Origin of the sequence: Janthinobacterium agaricidamnosum (assembly GCF_003667705.1) — a bacterium.
Taxonomy (GTDB): domain Bacteria; phylum Pseudomonadota; class Gammaproteobacteria; order Burkholderiales; family Burkholderiaceae_D; genus Janthinobacterium.
In genome coordinates this window covers 2,143,282-2,165,459 of record NZ_CP033019.1, presented here as the reverse complement: position 1 = coordinate 2,165,459, position 22,178 = coordinate 2,143,282, and the positions used below count along the sequence as shown (strand labels likewise).

The window sequence follows — 22,178 nt, the reverse complement described above, 5'->3', positions numbered from 1 at the left end:
GGGAATACTATAGCGTATTGTGCTGCGAAGAAAAACCCTCAATGCCTATCGTGCCGCCCTCATTTCAGGATTCGGCATCTTACCCGGCGGCCGCACTGGCCGCGACGTCGCGGTTTGCCAGCGCCAGCGCCGTCAGGGGCTTGTCCAATAAATAGCCCTGGGCCACGATGGGCAAGCCCGTGATGGCGGCCACGCGCTGCAGCGCGGCCAGCGCCGCCGGCGTGTCGAGGCGCTTGAAAATGACGCGGATCTTCGCCGCATGGCACACGGTGACGAAGCTGGCGACGGCCTGCTCGTCGCTGAGGTTGCCCGCGTCGAGCTTGAACGCATGCGGGTGCAAGCGCTCCAGCATGCCCGTTGCCTCGTGCACGCTGGCCACGTTGATGGCCAGGCGGAAACCGTTGCGCCGGTAATTGTCGGCCACGTAGTTGAGCAGCCAGCCCTGGTTCGGCGTCACCGTCGGCAATTGCAGCACGATGCGCTCGATGGGCAAGCCCAGCGCGTCGAGGATGCGCTGGAAGGCGTGGCCATGGTTGCTGCTGACAGCGCTCAGCAAGCGGTCGTGCACGTTCAGGTACAGGTCCGACTGCTCCGCTTCGCTCTGGCGAAAGAAATTAATGGCGTGCAGCATGCGGCACAGCCGGTCCAGCTCCACGGATTCGTCGTCGCTGGCCGCGTGGTCGAGCAAGCGCCACAGCGACAAGCCCTCGTCCGCCTTCGACACGCTGCGCGCCAGTCCCTCGAACGCCACCAGCTTGCCGCTGTCGAGTTCGCGCAGCGGCTGGAAGGCGCTGGTCATGGTGCAATTGAAGAAGCGCCCCAGCGCCCTGCCTTCGCCGTCGAGCCAGACGCTGGTGCCGGCCTGGGTTTGGTGCGACAGGCGGGCCAGGTAGTTCTTCAGGACGGGAAATGGCATACGTGCTCCTTCATCGGACTGCGCCGGCGTCCCGCATGGGGACGACGGCGCCAAAGTGTGCAGAGTAAGGCCGCGCCAAGCAAAGGAGAACGAATGGTTTCGCCATTTGATATGCGCGCAGCAAATATGGACGACGCAACGGACGGCGCATATCGATAGTCGGAAACATTCGTTCCAGCACCCTGCCCCGGCCTTTACTGTGGGCGTGTACCGATACCACCAGGAAGGGCCGCCATGTGCCAGTTACTCGCAATGAACAGCAGCAAGCCGGCCGCGCTGGGATTTTCCTTTGCCGGCTTTGCCGAGCGGGGCGGCCGCACGGACGAGCACCGCGACGGCTGGGGCATCGCCTATCATTCCGGTAGCGGCTGCACCTTGCTGACCGATCACCTGGCCGCCATCGATTCGCCGCTGGCCGCCCAGGTGCAGCAACATCCCGTGAAGGCGAAAAACATCGTCGCGCACATCCGCAAGGCCACGCAGGGCCGCATCGCGCCGGAAAACACCCACCCGTTCGCCCGCGAACTGTGGGGCAAGACCTGGTCCTTCGCCCACAACGGCGATCTCAAAACGTGGCGCGCGCCCGCCAATGCCCACTACCAGGCCAGCGGCGACACGGACAGCGAACAGGCGTTCTGCCACCTGCTGGCCCGCTTGCGCACACAGTTTCCCGCCGGTGAGCCCGCGCGCGCCGCCCTGCGCGCCGCCATCGCCGAGGTCGCCAAGGACATCGCCGCGCACGGCACCTTCAATTTCATCCTGTCGGACGGCGAACTGCTGTTTGCCCACTGTTCCACGCATCTGCACTATGTGATCCGCGAATACCCGTTTTCCGTGGCGCAACTGATCGACTGCGAGCGCAGCATCGATTTTCGCCAGCACAACCACCTGGACGACCGCATCGCCGTCATCGCCACGCATCCGCTGACGCAAAACGAGGACTGGCTGGCGTTCGCGCCCGGCGAACTGAAACTGTTTGCCGGCGGCACCTTGCTGCCCGCAAACGATGCAGCGCCGCAAGGCGTGTATATCCAGATCAGTTACTGAAGGGAAACTAAAGGGAAAGATTCAAAGGGAGGGAAAGGCCCGCCGCCGGATGGGCGGGCTGAAATGCTGGCGGGCCGTCAGGCCGAATTGCAGTTGCAGAAGCGCTTGCGCTTGGGGTCGCCGCTGGCGATGCCTGCCGGGTCAATCTGTTTCCAGCAAAAAATCGTTTCCACGCCATACGGCGAACGCACATTGCCCGCCTCGATGTAGCCCTGCTTGACGAAAAAGGCCTGGCTGCTGGCCGTGCTGTGCAGTTGCAGGGCCTTGATGCCCCACTCGCGCGCCTGCGCTTCCAGCTGCTCCACCAGCGCCTTGCCGGCGCCGCGGCCCTGTGCCTCGGGCAGCAGATAGCACAGGGCCAGCTTGCCGGCGCGCGTCAGCAAGCCGACGCCGACGACGGCGCCCTGATCGACTGCGACCAGCGAGAAATTGGTGGGCGACGCAAACCAGCACGCCACCATCTGCGGTGTTTTATTGCCCAGCCAGGCTTCCAGAATGGCCGGATCGTCCCGATGATCGAGGCTGCAGCATTCGACGATGGAGCGTCGTAATACGTTGCACGCCTCGAAAGCGTCGGTCGATGTTGCAATACGAATTTCAAGACTCATGTACGCTCACAAAATATTCCAGTTGCCGATGCAGACGGTTTTACCCCTGTATCGTGCGATTCGACTATACACCAAGCGGCGCAATCGGGTTTTTTGCCGCACGCCACGCGCTGGTTTTGCCTATGGCACCATGCCTGCAGACTAAGTGCTGATGCGCGCCTTGCCCACGAATGTTTCCAAAAATCGATATCTGTTTTTTAGCGCAAAGGGAATCGTATCTAAGCATATTACGAAAAATTCGTTTCTTTTCCGGCCGGAATTTTAGACTATGTCTTTCTATTCTCACAACAAGAGTTCAACATGACCCATTCCAACGCCGTATCGACTGCCGCAGCGACACTCACCCAACGCTCGCGCCGCTGGTTCCTGGCCAGCGCCCTGGCCGCTTCCGCTGCCGCCATGAGCCTGCCCATGAGCGTGTCCGCCGCCGAACCCGTGGTCTTGCTGAACGCCTCGTACGACGTGATGCGCGAATTGTTCAAGGATGTGAATCCCGCATTTATTGCGGATTGGAAAGCCAAAACGGGCGAAACCATCACCATCAAGCAATCCCACGGCGGTTCGAGCAAGCAGGCGCGCTCCGTCGCCGACGGCCTGGAAGCGTCCGTCGTGACCATGAACCAGGCCAATGACATCGATATCCTCGTCGACCGCGGCCTCGTGGTGGCCGACTGGGCCAAGAAATTCCCGAACAATGCGGCGCCGTTCTATTCCACCATGGTATATCTGGTGCGCAAAGGCAACCCGAAACACATCAAGGATTGGGACGATCTGGCCAAGCCCGGCATCAAGGTCATCGTGCCGAACCCGAAAACCTCGGGCAACGGCCGCTACACCTACCTGGCAGCCTGGGGCTATGCCGTGAAAAAAGGCGGCAGCGAAGCGCAGGCGCGCGACCTGGTGACCAAGCTGTTCAAGAACGTGCCCGTGCTCGACGGCGGCGGCCGCGGCGCCACCACCACCTTCACGCAGCGCGAAATCGGCGACGTGCTGGTGACGTTCGAAAACGAAGTGCAACTGGTGCGCGCCGAATTCGGCGACAACTTCGAAGTGGTGTATCCAAGCATCTCCATCCTGGCCGAGTCGCCCGTGGCCGTCGTCGACAAGGTCGTCGACCGCCGCGGCATCCGCAAGGAAGCCACGGCCTACCTGCAATACCTGTACTCGGAGCCGGGCCAGGAACTGGTCGCCAAGCACTACCTGCGCCCCCGTTCGGCCGCGGTAGCGAAGAAATACGCGGCCAGCTTCAAGCCGATCACCCTGTTCACCATCGATGAGGTGTTTGGCGGCTGGAAACAGGCACAAAAGAAACACTTTGACGATGGCGGCGAGTTCGACAAGATTTATCAGAAGTAATCTGATCTGCATCAACGAGAAACCGGGACATGTCCCGGTTTTTTCATGTCCGCAGCTGTTTGCGCATATCGATATGCGCATCGATTCGTGGTCAAAAGCGTGCGCGCGCCGTACTCTGGCCATGTCGCGCCGCACGGCGTATTACGGGCATAAAGGAAACAGCATGGCTATCTCGGAAGTGAATGTACGCAACCAGTTTCGCGGCAAGATCAAGGAAATCATCTTTGGCCCCGTGGTATCCGAAGTGGATGTGGAAACGCCGCACGGCATCGTCACCTCGGTGATCACCTCGCGCTCGATCAAGGACCTGGACCTGAAAGTGGGCAGCGAAGTCATCGCGCTGGTCAAATCGACGGAAGTGTCGATCGCCAAGATCCAGTAAGCGTTGCCCCCTTTCACGCCGCGCCCTTGCCATCCGGCAGCGGCGCGGGCGTCAGGGCTGGATATACGCATGGCCTTCCTGCCACTGCAAGCGGCTCAGCTCGGTCACGCCCGAGGGCACGATGACGGCTTCGGGCAGCACGCGCTGGCGGTCGATATTGCGTCCTTGCAAGGTGTTATTGCAGACGCGAAAGCTCACGCCGCGCTGGGCCAGTTCGCGCACCGGCACCTGCATGCGCCCCGAGGTCGATGCTGCGGCACCAGTCCATATATTTTTTAGCACGATGCGTTCTCCGCAGTCCGCGCTGCGAGCGTGAACGCATGCCTACGGCGCCCCGCTTGCGGGGCCTAGCGCGGTGCAACGAAGCGCGAAGGAACAGGCATCAACGGCGAAGCGCACGGCGCCTTCGGATCAGACTGCCAATATTGCTTAATTCATACGAAGTTTCCAAGATGAAATCAATAAGTGCGGAACAATTTTCACTACGGCAAGAATAGCCCCATTTATTTGCCAAATTGCCCGCAAAGCCGCCTGTCGCGGGCTTGTACCGTAGACATCGCTTGATCTTTAATGGTATTGTTTAAGCTTGGCAAATATTGCCTCCGAGATACACGCCGCGTCCCCGCGCGGCCCTGTTCCGGATTTGCGCGCAGCGCCCACGATGGCGCCCCAAAACTGCTTTCCCACATACAATCCCATGCTCAAAAAAATGTTCGCCGCGGTGCTGATGACGCTTTCGACAGCGGCCATCGCCGTGCCCTTCGGTTCCCAGTCGATCCTGGTGGTCGAAGACGGCACAGGCAAAGTCTTGCTTGAAAAAAATTCCAACGTGGTGGTGCCGATCGCCTCGCTGACCAAACTCATGACAGCCATGGTCGTGCTCGACTCCAAGGCGAATATGCAGGAAGAGATCAGCATCGACCGCGAAGACGTCGACACCTTGAAACACAGCACTTCGCGCGTGCCCGTGGGCGCCACCCTGAGCCGCCACGACGTGCTGCAACTGGCGCTGATGTCGTCCGACAACCGCGCCGCCGCCTCGCTGGCGCGCACCTTCCCCGGCGGCCCGACGGCGTTTGCCGTGGCCGTCAACGCCAAGATCAAGGCCCTGGGCATGCGCCAGACCGTGATCGAAGAACCGACGGGCTTGTCGCCGAATAACCAGTCGACGGCGGCCGACCTCGTCAAGATGGCCGTGGCCGCCTCGCGCTACCCGGAAATCAGCCGCATCACCACCGATTCGAAGGACGTCATTCAGATCAAGGGCCGCGACGTGGAATACCACAACACGAACCGCCTGGTGGGCGCCAAGGGCTGGGATATCGGTCTGTCGAAGACGGGCTACACGAATGAAGCGGGCCGCTGCCTGATCATGCGCATCAAGTCGGCCGGCAAGTTCGCCACCATGATCCTGCTCAACGCGCGCGCCAATTCCGTGCGCGCCATGGACGCCGTCAACATCCGCCGCATGCTGGCGGCCGAGAACGGCATCGAAGAGCCGAAGGTGATGCGCGCTTCCGTCAGCCGGCACAAGAAGGCGCCGGCCAAGCCATCGAAGCGCCGCCGCGCCCGCTAAGCACGGCTGAATGCCGGGGTCAGACCCGACGGGTCTGACCCCATAACTATTTTCCCTGGCGGTTGGTCATCACCACGCCGGCAATCGTCACCGCACCGCCCAGCAGCATCGAGGCGAGCACCGGCTCGCCCAGCAGCGCCGCCGCCAGCACGATGCCGAACACGGGCACGAGGTTGTTGAACACGGCCGTGCGCGACGGACCCAGCGCCTTGACGCCCTCGTAATACCAGACAAAGCCGATCACCGTGCCGAACACGCCCAGATAGCCGATGGCGGCCCACACTTGCCAGCCGAAGCTGTGCCACGGCACGGTGGGGAATTCGACGGCCGCCCCCACCAGCAGAAAAGCCAGGCCCCACATCGCCGCATACGTGGTGGCGGCGATGGGCGACAAGCCCTTCAGCGCGACCCGGCCGATCAGCGTATAGGCGGCCCAGCTGGAAATGCCGCAGAACATGAAGATTTCGCCGGCGCCGATGCCGCCGCCCGTGCCGTGCAGCACGCCGGCCAGGTCGCCGCGCGTGATGACGATGGCCGTGCCGCAGAATGCCAGCATGATGCCCAACCATTTGAACGATCCGAGCCGCTCGCGGAACAGCATGGCCGAGGCCAGCGCCGTGACGATGGGATTCAAGGCTACGAACAGGGCAGTGCGCCCCGCCGGCATGCGCGACAGGGCCGCCAGGAAGCACAGATTGTATAAAAAGATGCCCGTCAGGCCCAGCGCCGCCGTCGTCATCAGCTGCTTGCGGTCCAAGCGCGGCAAGCCCCCTTCCAGTTTCCATGCCAGCACGACGAGCAGCAGCACGGCCACGCCGAAGCGCCCGCTGGCGGCCGTCATGGGCGGCATCTGCTGCGCCAGCACGCGGCCCGCGATGAAGGTGCCGCCCCAGAACAGGGCGACGCAGATCAGTTTCAGATAGACGAGCGGCGATTGCGCGGCAGGCAAGGCGGCTGAAGGTACGGCGGAAGAAGACATGGGAGTTCCTGTAAAGCCGCTTGCGCGGCGGGTGGCGTACATGCTGTACACTTATATATTAATACTAATATCAACTCATGAAATAATGAGCAAATACTCATACAACAGGAAAACCACAGCATGACCTTCACGCAACTGGAAATCTTTACCCTGGTGGCCGAACTGCACGGTTTTTCCGCCGCCGCCGCGCAACTGGGCATCAGCCAGTCGGCCGTCTCGCATGCGTTAAAAGCGCTGGAAAAGGAAATGGGCGTGGACCTCATCGTGCGCCACCAGGCGTCGGCGGAGCTGACGGACGTGGGCCGCCAGCTGCTCGTGCGCGCGCGCGAAATCCTCGGTTTGTCGGAAGCGATGCGACAGGAAGCGGCCGACGTGCTGGGCCAGCGCCAGGGCAGCCTGCGCATCGGCTCCTTCGGTCCCACCTCGTCGTTGAATCTGCTACCGGCCATCACGGCGCAATTCCGCCTGCGCTATCCGGGCATCGCCCTGCGCATCGACGAAGGGGCCGACCATGAAGTGGTGCAGTGGATACGCGAACGCAGGGTCGACGTGGGCTTCGTCGTGCTGCCCGACGAGCGTTTCGATACGGCGCCGCTGGTGGAAGACCAAATGATGGCGCTGGTGCCGCGCAGCCACCCGCTGGCCAGCGAAACGGCCATCACCCTGGCGCAGCTGTGCGAAGGGCCGTTCATCATGTCCGAGGCGGGCTGCGCCTGCCTGATCGAGCCCCTGTTCGCCAACGCGGGGCTGCAGCCACATGTCCCCTACCGCATCAGCCAGGTCATCACCATCCTCGACATGGTCAGCCGCGGCGACGGCGTCTCCATCGTCGCCGAACTGGCCCTGCCGCAGCGGCTGCGGGAACAGTATCCGGAGCTGGTCGCCCTGCCCTTGAACCCGCCCGTCAGCCGCAAGGTGGGCCTGGCCGTGCGCGACCGGCGCCAGAACACGCCGGCCACCAACGCTTTTTTTGAAGTCGCAAAGCAGATGGCGCCGACCCTGGCGCCCCGGCGTACTTAAAGTTTAAAACGTCTCCCACTCGTCGCTGCGCTCCTGCTTGGCGACGGGCGCTTTTGTGGCGGGGCGGCTGGCGATGCGCGCCGGAGCCGGCACGCGCGCCACGGGCCTTGCGGCATGCGGCACGGCCGCCGGCGCCTGCCCGTCATCGAGCTTGAACACGCCCACCACCTGCGCCAGGGTGCTGGCCTGGTCCTGCAGGCTTTCGGCCGCAGCCGCCGCCTCTTCCACCAGCGCCGCATTCTGCTGCGTCACCTGGTCCATCTGCGCAATGGCCTGGTTCACCTGTTCGATGCCCGAGCTTTGCTCGACGCTGGCGGCCGTGATTTCGCCCATGATGTCGGTGACGCGGCGCACGCTGTCGACAATTTCCTGCATCGTCGCCCCCGCCTCGTCGACCAGGCGCGCGCCCGAATCGACCTTGCCCACCGAATCGTCGATCAGCAGTTTGATTTCCTTCGCTGCGCCAGCGGAGCGTTGCGCCAGGCTGCGCACTTCCGTCGCCACCACGGCAAAGCCGCGTCCCTGCTCGCCCGCGCGCGCCGCTTCGACTGCCGCATTCAAGGCCAGGATATTGGTCTGGAAGGCGATGCCGTCGATGACGCTGATGATGTCGACGATCTTCTTCGACGAGTCATTGATCGAGGCCATGGTGTCGACCACCTGCGCCACCACTTGCCCGCCCTTGCTGGCCACGCCGGACGCCGATTGTGCCATCTGGTTGGCCTGGCGCGCATTATCGGCATTTTGTTTGACGGTGGAAGTCAGCTCCTCCATCGAGGCGGCCGTTTCTTCCAGCGAGCTCGCCTGCTGTTCCGTGCGCGACGACAGGTCCTGGTTGCCGGCGGCGATTTCCGACGATGATACCTTGACCGATTCGCTGGCCGTGCGGATCTTCACCAGCACGGCGGCGATCTTGTCGATGAAGCGGTTGAAGGCGCCCGCGATCTGCGCCAGTTCATCCACGCCGGAAGCGTCGAGGCGGCGCGTCAAATCGCCCTCGCCCGAGGCGATGTCGTCGAGCGCGTCGCGCACCAGTTCCAGGCGCTTGAGCATTTTGAACACCAGCAGCGACAGCAGCAGCGCGGCCAGCCCGGTCAGCAGCGCGGCCGTGACAGTGGCCGTCGTCAGCATCGTCTGCAAGGCTTGCATGGCTTCCTGCTGGTCGAGCACCACGGCCAGCAGCCAGTCGGTGCCCGCCACGCGCGTCACGTACAGCTTGCCGTCGCGCTCATTGAGGCGCACGGCCTCGCTCGCGCGCGAGCTTTCCAGGCGGTTCACCTGCGCGGCCGACAGCGCGGCATCGAGTTTCGTCACCGGCTGCAGGCTCAGTTCCTTGTCCGCGTGGGCGATGATGGTACCGCTCTGGTCGACGAGGAAGGCAAAGCTGTGCGGCGTCGGCTTGATCGCCACCACGTTGGCAATCACCGTATCGAGCAGCACGTCCGCGCCCGCCACGCCCAGCAGCGCCTCTTTCGGCCCGACGGGCGCCGTGAACGACACCACCAGCTTGTGGCTGGCCGCGTCCACGTACGGCGGCGTGAGCATGGGCACGCCCGCCTTGACGGTGTCCGTGTACCAGGCGCGCGCCGTCGGATCGAAATCGGCCGGGCGGCCCGGATGGGTAAACACGGAACGCTTGTCCGCGTAGCCGATAAACACTTCCGCAAAATCGCCGGCCTTTTCCGCGATCTGGAAGGCGCGCAGCGGATCGGGCGTCTCGGCCGACATGACGACCGAGGCCATGACTTTCTTCTTGCCATCGACCCATTGCGCCAGCACGGCGGACTGGCTTTGCAGCAGCTGCTGCATCTGCTGGTCCGACGACGCCAGCATGCTGCTGCGCGTGGTGACGTAATTGGCGACCGACAAGGCCAGCATGGACAGGACGACGATGGCCACGCAAATGAGCACCAGGCGCGTGCGAAGGGAAGACAACATGATGGACTCCTCGTTTCGATTTGATTGGCGTGAACAGTGCTTTTGCACTACTTCACCTACGCAAGCATTCTCACACAAAAAACGGAACAATTATCGTCAATATTCGGAATACAACACATATATTTCTTTAAAGAAACGCGTCGCCCCCCCATCAAGCCCTCAGCCGATCAAGCCCCGCAGCCCGCTGGCGCGCTGCGTGCGGCGCAAAATCGCGTCGAACAGCACGGCCTGCGTGGGCGAGACCAGGGTAAAGAAGTCGCGCGCGCGCGTGATGCCCGTGTAGACCAGCTCGCGCGCCAGCATGGCGCCGCCTTCCTGCGGCAGCACCAGCACCGTGTGGCGAAATTCCGAGCCCTGCGACTTATGTACCGTCATGGCAAACGCCGTCTCCACGTGGCGCAAACGCGTGGCCAGCACGCTGCGGACATTGTCCCCTTCCAGGAAGTACACGCGCAGGGAGCCGGGCCGCGCAGGGTCGCGCAGGGTCAGGCCGATGTCGCCATTGAACACGCCCGTGCCGTAATCGTTGCGCGTGACCATCACGGGACGGCCCACATACCATTCGCTGCGGCGTATCAGCCCATCCTTTTCCAGCCGCAGCTCGATGGCCGTGTTCAGGCCCGCCACGCCCCATTCTCCCTCGCGCACGGCGCACAGGATGCGGAACGATTCAAAAGCATGCAGCACGGCGCGCACCCAGTCGTCATGCTGCGCGTACGCGGCCTCGCCCGCGTTCACCAGCGCCAGGTAAGGCTGATAGCCGCCCGGCGCATCCCCCCGCCCGCGCAAGGCCAGGCGCAGCACGTCTTCCTGCTGCGCCGGCACGCTCCACGCCAGCTGGCCGCCGCTGTCGGCGGCGAAGCACGCCCTGGCCAGATCAGGCCTGCCGCCATTCACGGCCAGCGCCAGCTCGCCGATCGGGCCGCTGAAGCGGTGGCTGTGGCGCAGCATCACCGTCTGCTGCGCCAGCGCACCGGCGTTACCGGCAAACTGCGCGGGAATGGCCACGCCGCTGGCCGCCTGCGCATACGCGATGGTGTCCCCCGTGTAGCCGCCCGCCTGCGCGTCGTGGCACAAGTCGCCCAGCACGGCGCCCGCTTCCACGGACGCCAGCTGGTCCTTGTCGCCGAGCAGGATCAATATCGCCGTGGGCGGCAAGGCGTCAAGCACGGACGCCATCATCTCCAGATGCACCATCGACGCTTCATCGACGATCAGCACGTCGACGTCGAGCGGATTGCCCGCGTGGTGGGCAAAGGCGCGCGTATCGGGCCGCGCGCCCAGCAAGCTATGCAGGGTGCGCGCCGCGCCCATGCGCCGCGCCAGTTCCAGCAGAGGCAGCGCGTCGCCGGCCTTCGCCGCCAGCCCTTCGAGCGCCTTGTCGATCGACTGTTTTAATCGCGCGGCCGCCTTGCCAGTCGGCGCGGCCAGCGCGATGCGCAGCTGCTCCGGCTGCGGCGAGACGGCAAACAGCAAGGTCAGCAAACTGGCCACCGTGTACGTCTTGCCCGTGCCCGGGCCGCCCGTGATGATGGCCACCTTGCCGCGCAAGGCGACGGCGCAGGCCACCTTTTGCCAGTCAGGGCCACCGTCCTGCGTGGGCTGGTCGAACAGGATGTCGAGCCATTGCCGCACCTGCGCCAGCGGCGGCTCGCTCAAGTCCTGCGCGCGGAGGGCGATTTTCTCGCCCACCAGCGTCTCGTCACGCCAGTAGCGGCGCAGGTACAAACGGTCGCCATCGAGCACCAGCGGCTGTTTCACATCGGGCGCACCCACCTGCCACACCTGCGGCGCGCCGGCCAGCAGCGCGCGCCAGCCGGCGACGCTGTCCGGCAGCGGGCCGGCAACGGCCAGCACCCCATGCCACAGCTCCTCGTTCCAGCCCAGCAGCTGCGAAGGTTCGCTGGCCAGGTCCGCCAGCATCAAACAGCTGTGGCCCCGCCCTTCCAGTTCGGACAGCACCACGCAGGCCACGGCCACGGCGCGCGCATGCGGCGCCTGCCCCTCCAGACTGGCGATGAAGCGGGCAAAGGCGGCGCTCAGGCGGCGCAGATGGCCATCCCCGGCGATGCCGTCGACATGGGTAAACAATGCGTCCATCTGCGCGTCATGCTGCATGGTGTTCCGTTTCTTCTAACAGTTGATCGAGGCCGTCCAGCAATTCCAGCTGCGGCGCCAGCCAGTAGCAGCCATGCGTGTCCGCATTCGCTATGCCGCGCAGGAACAGGAAGATGGCGCCGCCCAGATGTTCGGCCGGGTCGTAGGCGTCGCCGAGCCGGCTTTTCAGCAGCCGGTGCAGGGCCAGCATGTAGATGGCGCCCTGGATGTCGTAGCGGTGCTGCGCCATGCCGGCCGCCAGCGCCTGCGTGTGGTAGGCGGCGTCGTTGGCGCCCAGCGCATTCGACTTGTAGTCGAGCACCCAGTAGCGCCCCTCCCGTTCGATGACCAGGTCGGCAAAGCCTTTCAGCATGCCGTGCAGCTGGCGCCGCGGCAGCGCGGGACGCGGCGCGCCGTCGAGCAGCAAGCGCGTGCACAGTTTATCCAGCGCTTCGGTGGACAAATGCTCGCTGGGGAACCAGAACTCCATCTCGGACAGGGTGCTGTCCAGTTGCGACAGCGATGCATCGAGCAGCGGCAGCGGCGTGACGGCGATTTCCCGGAGCCAGGCGATGGCGTCTTCCTGGCGGTGGCCCCAGCCCGCCCGTTCGCAGCGCGCGGCCAGGCGCGCATCGAAATTGGCATCGTGGACGCCGTCAAAGCCTTCGCCGCCCATCCACTCGAGCTGCTCATGCAGAAAATTGCCCGGCACGGAACCGCGCGGGAAGCGGTGCCATGGCGCGTCGCCCATTTGCATCGGCGCGGCCACGGCCACGGCCGTGCCATCTTCCAGCAAGGTCTCTTCCAGCGCCCGCTGCGGCACGTGCGCGGCCGCCACGGCACCGATCTGGCGCGTCAGCGACGTAAAGCTGCCCACCGACCAGTCACGCTCGAATTCGCCCACGAACACGGGTGCGGGCCGCAATTCGGGACGGCGCTCGATGCGATCGAGCACCGTGCAGGCGTCGGGCTGCGCCAGAGAACTCACATAGATGGCGTCGCAGCTGCCCGCGACCTGCTGCCAGCGCAGCAGCAGCTGCTCCGCCGGCAGCTTGTCGCCGCCCGTCAGCAGGTAGCCCAGCGCCGACTCGTGCAGGGTGTTCTCGCCCGCCTTGCGCGCCGCCTGGGCGGCCACGCCCAGCCACAGGAAGTGGCGCGCGCGCGTCAGGGCCACGTACAGCAGGCGCAAGTCTTCCTCGATGCGCGCCTCTTCGACCGCCGCCATCGCTTCGTCGGACAAGGACAGGTCGAGGCGGCGCTCGCCTTTGTCATCCGCATAATCGAAGAAACTGCGGTTGCGCTTATCGACCTTGCGCGCCGTGACGGCAAACGGCAGATACACGAGCGGATATTCGAGGCCCTTGGATTTGTGCACGGTGATGACCTTCACCAGTTCCGCATCGCTTTCCAGGCGCAGCACGCGCTCGTCGCCGTTGTCGCCCTCGCCGGCGATCTGCTCGGCCAGCCAGCGTATCAGCGCCTGCTCGCCATCGAGCTGGCGGCTGGCCGATTGCAGCAGTTCGGCCAGGTGCAGCAGATTCGTCAGGCGCCGCTCGCCGCCCGTCTGCTGCAGCAGCATGGCGGGCAACCGCAGTTCGTGGATGAAGCGGCGCAGCATGGCCAGCACGCCCTGCCGCTGCCAGATCAGGTGCAGGGCCTTCAGCTGCTCGACCCGGCGCTCCCACTCCAGTTCATCGCTCGACAGGCGCGCCAGCTCGCCCAGCGACAGGCCGATGGTGCGCGTGGCAAAGGCGGCGCGCGCCAGGCCCCCGTCGAGCGGGTTGGCCAGCGCCGCCAGCCAGCGCAGCACGTCTTGCGCTTCCTCGCTGTCGATGACGGAATCCTTGTCGGACAGGTAGACGCTGGCGACCCGGCGGCGCGCCAGCGCGCGGCGGATGGCCGCCGCTTCCTTGCGGTCGCGCACGAGCACGGCGATATCGGCCGGCTGCAGGCGCGTAAAACCGTCGGGGCCAGCGAAACCGGCTTGCGCATCGCCCAGCATGGCGACGATGTGCTCCGCGCAGTGCTGGGCGAAATACTCACGGTAGCCGTCGCCGCGCAGCCCTTCATCGCTGGCGCAGGCGGCCAGCAGGGCCGGCAGCGGGCCGCCGGCGTTCACCAGGTATTCATCACGCCCCTTGGCGTCGACGGCCTCGAACGGCAGCGGATTCTCGCCTCCTTTGCGGTAGCGGAAGGCGCCGGCCGGCACCTCGTCGCGCTCGGCGTGCAGGAACAGCTGGTTGACGGCCGCCACCAGGGGCGCCGTCGAGCGGTAGTTGGTGCCCAGCTGGTAGTGGCGCCCTGCCGTGGCGCGCCGCGCCGCCAGGTAGCTCTGGATGTCCGCGCCGCGAAAGCCGTAGATCGACTGTTTCGGGTCGCCGATCAGGAACAGGCCCAGCGCCGGATCGTTGTCGGCGATGCGGTACAGCAAATTGAATATCTGGTACTGCGCGGGCGCCGTATCCTGGAATTCATCGACCATCGCCAGCGGATACTGGTCGATGATGCGCTGGCGCAGGGCCGGGCCATTCTCGCCGGCCAGCGCGTCGTGCAGGCGCTGCAGCATGTCGGCAAAGCCGAACTGGCGCGACTGGCGTTTTAACTGATCCATGCGCCGCGCGATGGCCGCCGCCGCATGCAGGTGCAGCTTGTGCGCCAGCGGCGTGATGGCCGCCAGGGCGATGCCCAGCGCTTCCGTATGCTGGAAGCACTCGGGCACCTGGGCCGTGAAACTCTTGGCAAACGCATCCTCGATGCCGAACGGCGTCAATCGTTCCCACGCCTTGGCCGTGATGGCGGGCAGCAGCAGGAGCGGATCCTGCGCCCAGCGGCGCAAGCCGTCGAACCACTTCGCCAGGTTCTCCGGCTTCATCTTGACACCGTTAAAACATTTGGGATTGATGGCGCGGTGGTCGTTGATCCAGGCGGCCATCTGGTCCACGCGCTCGACCCAACCCGCCTTCAGGGTGGCCAGCTGCGCGGCCAGCGCCCGCTGTTCGCGCGCGATCAGGGTGGACAACGGTTCCTCGTCCGCCATCTGCATGCTGTCGGCGCGGCGCGCCAGCTCGCGCGCGCCCTTCTTCAACGCGCCGACGTCGGGCCAGCATGCCAGCAGCACGTCGAGCGCCTGCGGCGGCAAGGGATAGACTTGCTGGCGCCAGTAATCGTGGGCCGCATCCTCGAACAGCGCTTGCTCGTCGCTGACCAGTTCTTCGTCGAACAGGCTGCCGCTGTCGAACGCGTGCTCGCGCAGCATGCGCTGGCACCAGGCGTCGATGGTGAAAATGGCCGCTTCATCCATCGTCTCGGCGGCCAGCATCAGCCGGTGCGCGGCCTTTTGCCGTTCGCTCTCGTCCGGACAGGACTCGAGCAGGGCGTCGAGAAACGGGTCGCCGCCGCCGGATTCAATGCCAGATTCGTGCCGAAAATACGCGGCCGCCTCGATCAGGCGCTCGCGCACGCGGTTCGACAATTCGCGCGTGGCGGCGCGCGTAAACGTCATCACCAAAATGTCGGCCGGCAGCAGCGGACGCGTGAAACGGCTGTCATCGTCGCCGTGTCCCAGCACGAGCCGCACGTACAGCGCGGCGATGGTCCAGGTCTTGCCGGTGCCGGCGGAGGCCTCGATCAGGCGCGAGCCGTGCAGCGGAAACGCCAGGGGGTTGAGCAGGTGGCTCGTCATGGTTCTTCTCCCGCGCCATCATCGGGCGCGCTGATCGGGTCGATCGTGATGTGTTGCTGCAGCCAGTCGGCCAGCGGGCCATACAGCTCGCGCGTGCAGTCTTCCCATGCTTCCTCCGCGGCCAGCGCGGCAAACTCGGGCCACAGGCGCGCCAGGCACAGCTCATCGCGCTCGCCCGAGATATCGAAGCCGCCGTCATACACGGCGCGCGGGTCGCCCTGCTGCACCAGCGCCAGGCCCGTCTTGCAGGCCGTTGGCAGCGGATGGTTCATGCCTTCGCGCCACAGCGCCAGCAGGGTGGCCAGGGCGTCGCGCGAACTGGCCGGATCGAGCGGCGCCATGCTGACGATGGCGTCGCGCGCCACCAGGTAGCCGGTGACGGGAAAGCCGAGGGCGGCGGCGGCCAGCTGGCGCAGCCACATCAGCATCAGCTTGTCGCCGCGCGCCTGGCCGCCCTTGTCCGTCACCTTCGAGGAAATCTGCATCAGCCAGGCCGTCTCCTGCCCGTTGCTGCACAATCTGTCGAGCCAGTCGTCGATCTGCACTTCGCCGAAGGGCAGGTTGATGGCGCGCTTGTCGGCCGCCAGCGGGAACGAGGCGCGCAAGGACAGCCACGCGCTGCGCACGGGCACCAGCGCCTCGACCAGCTGCGCCTGCACCTGCCGGCCGATCAGGCCGATGGGCAGCACGCCTTCGCGCGCCAGGCGCGCCGCGCGCGCCTCCAGGCTGGCGCGCACGTCGTCGATATCTTCCACGGCGCCGCCGTCATCGAGCATGGTGTCTTCCAGCAGGTAGCGCTCGAGCGCGTTCAGGCCGAACGGCTCCTCATCCTCGCCCAGCATGGCGGCGTCGGCGAAATACACGCTCAAGCGGCGGCGAAAGAAGTACTTGACGGGCTGGCGCAAAAAGCTGGCCAGCTCGCCCAGCTTCAGACGCGTGCCGGGATCGAGTTCGTAAGGGCCCAGCGGCAGCGCGGCGGCCTGCGCATCGGCATCGGCCGCATCGGCATCGGTATGGACCACGCGCCATTCGCGCGCATAGGTCAGCAAGCCATCGGCCTCGAAATAGCGGCGGCTGAACGGCTGCAGCGCGTGCTCCGTGGTCAGCGATACCAAGTGCCGGTCCAGCGACCAGCCGGCGGCCAGGTAATCGCGCAGCTGCGACACCAGCACGGACGGCGGCTGCTCGGAATTGTCGCGCACATTGCGCCCCACCCAGCTCACGTACAGTTTGTCGCGCGCGGCCAGCAAGGCTTCGAGCATCAGGTAGCGGTCGTCGTCGCGGCGCGAGCGGTCGCCCGGGCGCGCCATGCCGGGCAGCGCCAGCAGGTCGAAATCGGCCTTCTGCGCGCGGCGCGGGAAATCGCCATCGTTCATGCCCAGCAGGCAGACGACGCGAAACGGCACGGCGCGCATCGGCATCAGGGTACAGAAAGTCACGCCGCCGGAGACGAACTGGTGGTTCAGAGTCGGTTCGTCCAGCGCGCCCAGCCACGCCACGCGCAGCACGGACAGCGGTACCGGCTCGACAAAGCCCGCATGCCCGCAGGTTTCCAGCCAGCCCTGCAAGGCGCCCTCGAGCTGCGCCAGGGTCAGGCGGTCGCCCTCGTCGTCCGCATCGAAAAAGGCGGCCAGCAGCGCGCGCGCCTGCGCGCCCCACTCGGCGGGCGTGCGCGCGCCGGCCAGCACGGTGCGCCAGTGCAGCAGCGCCTCGACCAGCTGCGCCAAAGACCCTGCCAGCGCCGCATCGAGGCCGCCCACTTCCGCATACGGCTCGATGCCGCCGAAGCTGGCGCCACTGCCGCTGGCATAGCCGAGCAGCATGCGCCGCACGCCGAAGATCCACGCATTCTGCTCGCCGGCCGCGCCCAGCCCCAGGCCGGCGCGGTGTTCCTGGTCCAGGCCCCAGCGCACGCCCGCCCCTTCGATCCAGGCGCCCAGGGTGGCCAGGTCGTCCGGCTGCAGGCCAAAACGTGCCGCCAGCGCCGGCACGTCGAGCAGGTCGCGCACCTCGCTCTGGCGGCAGCGCTGCTGCGGCAGCTGCAGCAGCCACTCGAGCGCGACGAGCAGCGGGTTGACGCTGCGGTCCTTCACGTCGCCGATCTCGAACGGAATAAAACGCTCGTCGTTGCGCCGGTACTGGCCGAAAACGGCGTGGATGGCGGCCGTAAACGTGTCGATGTCGGGCACCATCACGACCACGTCGCGCGGACGCAAGAGCGTCTCGGCGCTGTGCGCGAACATGGCCAGCAGCTGGTCGTGCAGCACTTCCACTTCGCGCTGCACGCTGTGCGCCACGTGAAATTCGATCGAGCGGTCGCCTGCCTCGGGCGGCATCTGCTCATGCTCGGCCAGCGGGCGCAGTTCGCGGATGGCCACCTGCACCTGCTGCAGCAGGGTTTCGCCCGTCTCCTCGCCGAACAGGTCGATGCGCAGGCTGTCGTCACGCCCTTCGGCTTGCGCGTGTTCGTCGAATTCGTCAAGCATGCGGATGAAATCGCGCCCTTGCCTGCCCCAGCTGGCCAGCAGCGGATGGCTGTGCGCATGCAATTCTTCCAGCGGAATGTGCGCCAGGTCGGTGCCGTTGCGCTGCCGCTGGCGCTTGTTTTCCGCGCGCAGCAAGTCGCGCCCGTCGATGATGTCGCCCCAGTAGAACTGGCATGGATTGGGCACGGCCAGCACCACCTGCGTGTGGCGCGCCAGCGCAGCGAGCGCCTGCAAGGTCTGGTACGGCAAGGCCGACACGCCGAACAGCACCACCCTGCGCGGCAGCTTGCCAAGCGGCGCATCGCCGGCGGCGATCGCCGCCAGGAAGGCCTCATGGATGTCGGCGCGGCCCGTATCGCGCTCCAAGGCCTCGACGTCCTGGCCCACGGCGCGCCACAACTGTGCCTGCCAGCGCTGGTCTTCCTTCAAGACGATGGCTTCCCCGCGCGCCGTGCGCAACTGGTCGCGCCCGGCCGCCCAGTCGGCCAGCCAGTCGGCGCGGTAGACCTGGTACTGGTCGAACAAGTCGGCCAGGCGCTCGGCCAGCTGCAGCCGGCGTTCGCAATCGCCATCGGCCAGGAAGTAGCGCAGCGGCGCAAACACCGGGTCGGCCAGCAGCGACGGCAACAGGCGCATCAAACGCCAGGTCAGCGGGGATTTATCGAAAGGCGACACGCGCGGGACGCGCTCGCGGCCCAGCATGCCCCGGTAGCTTTCCCACAGCAGGCGCGCCGGCAGCGCGATGCGCGTGGCGGCGCACACTTTCATCTCCTCGGCCAGGGCGATCTTCAGCCATTCGGCCACGCCGTTCGACTGTACCAGGAAGATATCCGTTTCCAGCGGCGCCAGCGGATGCTGGCGCAGCCACTGGAAGACGGCGGCGCGCAGCTGTTCCAGCTGGTTGCCATGCAGGATGAGGAGGCCGGGCGTGACGGGTGTATGCATGCTGATCCGATGGGTTGCCGCGTCTCCGGCCGGGTGACCGGAGACGTCAAACGCCTATTATCGCCGCTGCCTGCCTCAAGGGGCGTCGCTGGCGGCAAATTCCATGGAAATTTGTTCCGCCACCTGCGCCAGCGCCGGCCCGAGCGCCGCCAGCAAGGCGCGCGCCTGCTGCATGTCGCCGCCCAGGCGCAAGCCTTCGATCGACAGGCACAGGGCGGCGAAAGCGTGCGCGCCCACGGCCAGCGCCGACGATTTGCTGCGGTGGCCCAGGTCGGCCAGGCGCCCCAGGTCTTCCAGCGCCAAGGCTTGCTCCATTTCGGCGATGCCGTCGCGCGCCGTGTCGAGAAACAGCTGGGTGTACTTGCGCATCTTCACGGCGTCATTGCTGAACGTGAGCGCCAGGGTGGCCAGATCGAGGATGGCCGTGTCGCGCGATTCCGGCGCGGCGTCCGATGGCGGCGCTGTCGGCGCTGTCGGTGCCGCCGCCAGCCTGTCGCGGCCGATGCCGCCAATGCCGCCACGCAGGCGAAACCATTTCGCCAGCAGGTGAAACAGCAGATTCGGGGCGATCGGCTTGGTCACGAATTCATCCATGCCCGCCTCCAGGCAGCGGGCGCGGTCTTCGCTGCCCGCGTTGGCCGTCATGGCGATCACCAGCAGGCCGGCCAGTTTCGGATCGGCGCGGATGCGGCGCGTCGCCTCGAAGCCGTCCATCTCCGGCATCTGCACGTCCATCAGCACGCAGTCGTAGCGCTGGCGGGCCAGCAATTCCAGCGCCTCGCGGCCATTGCAGGCGACGCAAACAGTGGCGCCCGCGTCTTCCAGCAGCTCGCAGCCCACCTGCTGGCTGAAGATGTTGTCTTCCACCAGCAGGATGGAGGCGCCGCGGATCACCCCCAGCACTTCCGGCTCCACTTCGGCGATGCGCTCGTCGGCCCCCTGCGCGCTCTTCTCCAGGCGCGCCGTGAACCAGAAGGTGCTGCCCAGGCCCGGCTGGCTGTACACGCCCACCTTGCCGCCCATGAGCTCCACCAGCTGCTTGCTGATCACCAGCCCCAGGCCGCTGCCGCCATACTTGCGCGTGGTCGACGGGTCGGCCTGGTGGAAGGAGCGGAACAGCTGCGCCACCTCTTCCTGGTTCATGCCGATGCCCCGGTCCTGCACCTCGAAGCGCAGCATGGCATGGCTGGCGCGCTCCTCGGACTGGCGCACGCGCACGAAGATGCTGCCATTGTCGGAAAACTTGATGGCGTTGCTGGTCAGGTTCAGCAAGACCTGCTCCAGGCGCAGCGGGTCGCCGCGCCAGCGCTGCGGCAGCTCGGACGCGATATCGAACTGCAGCGCCAGGCCCTTGACGGCGGCCGCGTCGCCCAGCTGGCTGGCGATGTTCGCCAGCAGGGTGTCGAGACGGAAGTCCAGCACTTCCAGTTCCAGCTTGCCCGCCTCGATCTTGGAAAAATCGAGGATGTCGTTGATCAGGCCCAGCAAATGCTGGCCCGAATGGAAGATTTTCTGCAGATAGTCGCGCTGGCGCGCATCGGCCACCGATTTCAGCGCCAGGTGCGCCATGCCGATAATGCTGTTCATCGGCGTGCGGATTTCATGGCTCATGTTCGACAGGAAGTCGCTCTTGGCCTGGCTGGCCGCGTCGGCCTGCTCTTTCAGGCGGTGCAGTTCCGTCACGTCGGTGGACAGGCCGATCAGGCCCGTGACGGGACCGGGCAAGCCCAGCGGCACCTTCACGCTCCACAGGTGATGCACCTGGCCCTGCGCATCGACGAAGCGCTCCTCGCCGACGAACTTGGCGCCGCTGTCGAAGACCTGGCGCTCCGTCAACTGCGCGGCGGCCGCCGCATCGCCGAGCATCAACTCGCCATCCTGGCGGCCGATCAGCTGCTCCGCGGGACGGCCGAGGATGGTTGCCGTGCGCGCATTCACATAGCGGTAGCGCAGGTCGGCATCCTTCATGTAGACGTAGGCGTCGACGCTGTCGAGCACCGTATCGAGCAGGGTGCGCTGCGCCACCGCGCTGCGGCGCGACCGGTACAAGGTAAAGATATAGCCGTAAATGAGCAGGGTGCCGGCCACGCCGACGCCCAGCGCCAGCCATGGAAAATAGCGGTCGAAGGGGCTGTACAGCTCTGCCTTGCGCACGCGGAAATGGGCTTTCCACAGGCCGCCCTGGTAAGCGACGGGCAGCACCTGGTCGAAATAGTCGGCATCGCTGCCCGGTTGCGGCGGCGGCGCCGCCAGGTCGCCGTCATCGTTGAACAGCAGGCGGTCCTGCGGCGTGATGGACAGGGGCCCGCTGGCCGTCAAAGGGTCGGCCGCGCTGTACAGGGTCAGGTGCAGCGGTTCCAGGGCGCTGCGTTCGAGCGCGCTGTGCACCAGCTGCGCCACGCCAAAGCCGATGCCGACGGAGCCCTGGTAGGCGGCGCGGCGCTCGGCCACGCTGCCCTGCGGCATGCCATTGCGGTACACGGGCAGGCGCATGCCCAGGCCGATATGCGCGGGCGGCCCCTTGATCATGATCACCTGCCCCGATGCGCTGACCTGGCCGCTGTCGCGGGCCTGCGCCAGCGACTGCGCCACCAGCGGGTTGGCGCCGATATCGACGCCCAGGCGTTCGGCCAGCAGGGAATCGGGCTCCAGGTAGGTGAGCACCGTGTATTCAGGCCGCTCGCCCGCAGGCCGGATGGTGAAAGCGGGATAGCCGCGCGGCGCCAGGCTGGTGTCACGGCGCACGGCCTCGATGAAGGCGGGGCGCTGCGCCGACGGGACGGCCGCCGCGTAGTTGACCGATTCGATGGCCGGGAACTGGCGCACGATATCGAGGCCGGCCACGTAATCGTGGAACTGGCGGCGCGTCAGGTGCTCGCTGGTGCGGAACAGGGCCTCGAGGCCGCGCAGCAGGTCGGAATAGCTTTTTACGCGCGTGATCAGGCTATGCTGGGCGCCATGCGTGAGATTGTCGAAACGCTGTTCGGCGTCGTCATTGACCGTGCGCGCCGCGCCCGCATACAGGGCACCGCCCACCGCCAGGGCCAGCAGCAGGCCGCCCGCCCATATCCTGAAGCCCGATACCGCCCCGCCCTTGCTCAAAGTGTGCATTGTCGATCGCTTATTCCGGTTTCCTCGAATGTGCG

Annotated in this window: 14 protein-coding genes; 5 read left to right on the top strand and 9 right to left on the bottom strand. The window is 65.9% G+C overall.

Going from position 1 to position 22,178, the window contains the following annotated elements; translation table 11 throughout:
- Nucleotides 1-79 precede the first annotated feature (79 nt).
- Nucleotides 80-916 carry an EAL domain-containing protein gene (locus tag D9M09_RS09940; RefSeq protein WP_070224835.1) on the bottom strand — a complete coding sequence of 279 codons (837 nt, stop codon included), beginning with the start codon at nt 914-916 and terminating at the stop codon, nt 80-82.
- 234 nt (nt 917-1,150) lie between these two features.
- On the opposite strand from D9M09_RS09940, the gene D9M09_RS09935 reads away from it, so the two are divergent.
- Complete coding sequence (locus tag D9M09_RS09935; protein WP_071650300.1) at nt 1,151-1,963, top strand: class II glutamine amidotransferase; 813 nt, start codon at nt 1,151-1,153, stop codon at nt 1,961-1,963.
- A gap of 77 nt (nt 1,964-2,040) precedes the next feature.
- Here the strand turns inward: D9M09_RS09935 and D9M09_RS09930 are convergent, their stop codons facing one another.
- The gene (locus D9M09_RS09930) at nt 2,041-2,571 is read right to left on the bottom strand and encodes a GNAT family N-acetyltransferase (RefSeq protein WP_070224833.1); all 531 of its coding nucleotides are present in this window, start codon (nt 2,569-2,571) and stop codon (nt 2,041-2,043) included.
- A gap of 300 nt (nt 2,572-2,871) precedes the next feature.
- Between D9M09_RS09930 and D9M09_RS09925 the strand changes: the two genes are divergently transcribed.
- Nucleotides 2,872-3,927: a sulfate ABC transporter substrate-binding protein gene (locus D9M09_RS09925; RefSeq protein ID WP_121669183.1), complete on the top strand. Its 1,056-nt coding sequence runs from the start codon at nt 2,872-2,874 to the stop codon at nt 3,925-3,927.
- A gap of 163 nt (nt 3,928-4,090) precedes the next feature.
- Nucleotides 4,091-4,309 carry a TOBE domain-containing protein gene (locus D9M09_RS09920; RefSeq protein WP_034757699.1) on the top strand — a complete coding sequence of 73 codons (219 nt, stop codon included), beginning with the start codon at nt 4,091-4,093 and terminating at the stop codon, nt 4,307-4,309.
- A 51-nt stretch (nt 4,310-4,360) separates the two neighbouring features.
- Here the strand turns inward: D9M09_RS09920 and D9M09_RS09915 are convergent, their stop codons facing one another.
- The gene (locus D9M09_RS09915) at nt 4,361-4,591 is read right to left on the bottom strand and encodes a DsrE family protein (RefSeq protein ID WP_227742150.1); all 231 of its coding nucleotides are present in this window, start codon (nt 4,589-4,591) and stop codon (nt 4,361-4,363) included.
- Nucleotides 4,592-5,006: 415 nt separating this feature from the next.
- Here D9M09_RS09915 and D9M09_RS09910 point away from each other — a divergent pair, with 415 nt between their 5' ends.
- Entirely contained in the window at nt 5,007-5,885 is an 879-nt protein-coding gene (locus D9M09_RS09910) for a serine hydrolase (RefSeq protein ID WP_034778183.1), read from the top strand.
- A 46-nt stretch (nt 5,886-5,931) separates the two neighbouring features.
- Here the strand turns inward: D9M09_RS09910 and D9M09_RS09905 are convergent, their stop codons facing one another.
- The gene (locus D9M09_RS09905) at nt 5,932-6,864 is read right to left on the bottom strand and encodes a DMT family transporter (protein WP_070224831.1); all 933 of its coding nucleotides are present in this window, start codon (nt 6,862-6,864) and stop codon (nt 5,932-5,934) included.
- Between the two features lie 120 nt (nt 6,865-6,984).
- Between D9M09_RS09905 and D9M09_RS09900 the strand changes: the two genes are divergently transcribed.
- The gene (locus D9M09_RS09900) at nt 6,985-7,884 is read left to right on the top strand and encodes a LysR family transcriptional regulator (protein WP_121669182.1); all 900 of its coding nucleotides are present in this window, start codon (nt 6,985-6,987) and stop codon (nt 7,882-7,884) included.
- Between the two features lie 3 nt (nt 7,885-7,887).
- On the opposite strand, the gene D9M09_RS09895 is transcribed toward D9M09_RS09900, so the two are convergent.
- The 5 genes from D9M09_RS09895 to D9M09_RS09875 all read right to left on the bottom strand — a co-directional run bounded on the left by D9M09_RS09895 (nt 7,888) and on the right by D9M09_RS09875 (nt 22,143).
- Nucleotides 7,888-9,822, bottom strand: a complete 1,935-nt coding sequence (locus tag D9M09_RS09895; protein ID WP_070224829.1) for a methyl-accepting chemotaxis protein — start codon at nt 9,820-9,822, stop codon at nt 7,888-7,890.
- A gap of 159 nt (nt 9,823-9,981) precedes the next feature.
- Nucleotides 9,982-11,940, bottom strand: a complete 1,959-nt coding sequence (recD, locus tag D9M09_RS09890; RefSeq protein WP_121669181.1) for an exodeoxyribonuclease V subunit alpha — start codon at nt 11,938-11,940, stop codon at nt 9,982-9,984.
- Entirely contained in the window at nt 11,930-15,601 is a 3,672-nt protein-coding gene (recB, locus tag D9M09_RS09885) for an exodeoxyribonuclease V subunit beta (RefSeq protein ID WP_121669180.1), read from the bottom strand. Before recB ends, recD begins: the two co-directional genes overlap by 11 nt.
- Complete coding sequence (gene recC, locus D9M09_RS09880; protein WP_121669179.1) at nt 15,598-19,032, bottom strand: exodeoxyribonuclease V subunit gamma; 3,435 nt, start codon at nt 19,030-19,032, stop codon at nt 15,598-15,600. The genes recB and recC overlap by 4 nt, the downstream gene beginning before the upstream one ends.
- A gap of 75 nt (nt 19,033-19,107) precedes the next feature.
- The gene (locus D9M09_RS09875) at nt 19,108-22,143 is read right to left on the bottom strand and encodes a CHASE domain-containing protein (RefSeq protein WP_121669178.1); all 3,036 of its coding nucleotides are present in this window, start codon (nt 22,141-22,143) and stop codon (nt 19,108-19,110) included.
- Nucleotides 22,144-22,178 lie beyond the last annotated feature (35 nt).

Coding starts and splice junctions, on each gene's coding strand:
- D9M09_RS09940 (WP_070224835.1), bottom strand. CDS start 916: ATGCCATTTCCCGTCCTGAAGAACTACCTGGCCCGCCTGTCGCACCAA.
- D9M09_RS09935 (WP_071650300.1), top strand. CDS start 1,151: ATGTGCCAGTTACTCGCAATGAACAGCAGCAAGCCGGCCGCGCTGGGA.
- D9M09_RS09930 (WP_070224833.1), bottom strand. CDS start 2,571: ATGAGTCTTGAAATTCGTATTGCAACATCGACCGACGCTTTCGAGGCG.
- D9M09_RS09925 (WP_121669183.1), top strand. CDS start 2,872: ATGACCCATTCCAACGCCGTATCGACTGCCGCAGCGACACTCACCCAA.
- D9M09_RS09920 (WP_034757699.1), top strand. CDS start 4,091: ATGGCTATCTCGGAAGTGAATGTACGCAACCAGTTTCGCGGCAAGATC.
- D9M09_RS09910 (WP_034778183.1), top strand. CDS start 5,007: ATGCTCAAAAAAATGTTCGCCGCGGTGCTGATGACGCTTTCGACAGCG.
- D9M09_RS09905 (WP_070224831.1), bottom strand. CDS start 6,864: ATGTCTTCTTCCGCCGTACCTTCAGCCGCCTTGCCTGCCGCGCAATCG.
- D9M09_RS09900 (WP_121669182.1), top strand. CDS start 6,985: ATGACCTTCACGCAACTGGAAATCTTTACCCTGGTGGCCGAACTGCAC.
- D9M09_RS09895 (WP_070224829.1), bottom strand. CDS start 9,822: ATGTTGTCTTCCCTTCGCACGCGCCTGGTGCTCATTTGCGTGGCCATC.
- recD (WP_121669181.1), bottom strand. CDS start 11,940: ATGCAGCATGACGCGCAGATGGACGCATTGTTTACCCATGTCGACGGC.
- recB (WP_121669180.1), bottom strand. CDS start 15,601: ATGACGAGCCACCTGCTCAACCCCCTGGCGTTTCCGCTGCACGGCTCG.
- recC (WP_121669179.1), bottom strand. CDS start 19,032: ATGCATACACCCGTCACGCCCGGCCTCCTCATCCTGCATGGCAACCAG.
- D9M09_RS09875 (WP_121669178.1), bottom strand. CDS start 22,143: ATGCACACTTTGAGCAAGGGCGGGGCGGTATCGGGCTTCAGGATATGG.